The 841-nt window shown below is 60.0% G+C and carries 1 protein-coding gene and 1 pseudogene; one reads left to right on the top strand and one right to left on the bottom strand.

What is annotated here, in order from left to right:
- Positions 1-219, bottom strand: a 219-nt coding sequence (locus BN2503_RS19005) for a hypothetical protein (RefSeq protein WP_199445289.1), incomplete at its 3' end; no start/stop codon positions are given.
- Between the two features lie 147 nt (positions 220-366).
- Between BN2503_RS19005 and merP the strand changes: the two are divergent.
- Positions 367-627 (top strand): annotated as a pseudogene (merP, locus tag BN2503_RS19000) (mercury resistance system periplasmic binding protein MerP); the annotation flags it as partial.
- Between the last annotated feature and the right edge of the window lie 214 nt (positions 628-841).

Raw genomic sequence — 841 nt, 5'->3', positions numbered from 1 at the left:
AATGAAGCGCTCCGCCTCGCGCTGACGATCCGATCGCTCCGCTTCCAAGTCGCGAGAAAACTGCCGCTCGGCCTCCTGGCGTGCGCTGGCCTCGGCTTGCGCCTTTTCACGCCACTGCGCGAGGGAAGTTTGGAGGCCATCAATCTCCACCGACATGGCCTCGGCGCGCATCTGCGCCTCTTGCCTGCGCTCAGCTTCGGCCTCCAGCCGGTTGCTCATTGGGGTCGTCTCAGAATTCGGAAAATAAAGCACGGTAAGCGGTTTGCAGCGGCCGTGCATGTCCTCAACTGCCCGCTCAATCCTTGGCCAGCACGTCGATGATCGGACAAGTCGTATGGCCGTCCCTCACGTCGCACTGCTGTACCAGTTGCTCTGCTGGCAGCCATACCGCTCACCGTGCTGGCCGCTACCCCGAAAACCGTCACGCTGGCCGTGCAGAACATGACCTGCGAGCTATGCCCGATCACAGTCAAGAAGTCGCTGGAGAAAGTGCCCGGAGTGAGCGCCGTCAAGGTCGATTTCGACAGGAAAACGGCCATCGTCACCTATGACGCCGACAAGGCCCAGCCGGAGGCGTTGACCAAGGCCACGACGAACGCAGGCTATCCGTCCACCGTGCAGAAGTGACGCCACGATGAGCACTGTCATCCTCGAATCCGTGCTGACCTGTCCGCACTGCGGCCACGCACAAAAGGGGGTCTCCTCGTTTTCAGTGCAATAAGTGACGGTACGCAAAGCTAGCACTGGCGCGGGGGTGGTCTGGGTAGACCGTTGATTTCATTGACTTTCCTGTTCGCTTTGTAAACGGGTATGGTGGCCTCCCACTTTTGAGGTTCACGAT

It is taken from the genome of Paenacidovorax caeni, assembly GCF_001298675.1.
In the GTDB taxonomy this organism is placed as follows: domain Bacteria; phylum Pseudomonadota; class Gammaproteobacteria; order Burkholderiales; family Burkholderiaceae_C; genus Paenacidovorax; species Paenacidovorax caeni.
The sequence above is the reverse complement of the archived record's forward strand: the minus strand, read 5'-3'. Positions and strand labels throughout refer to the sequence as shown.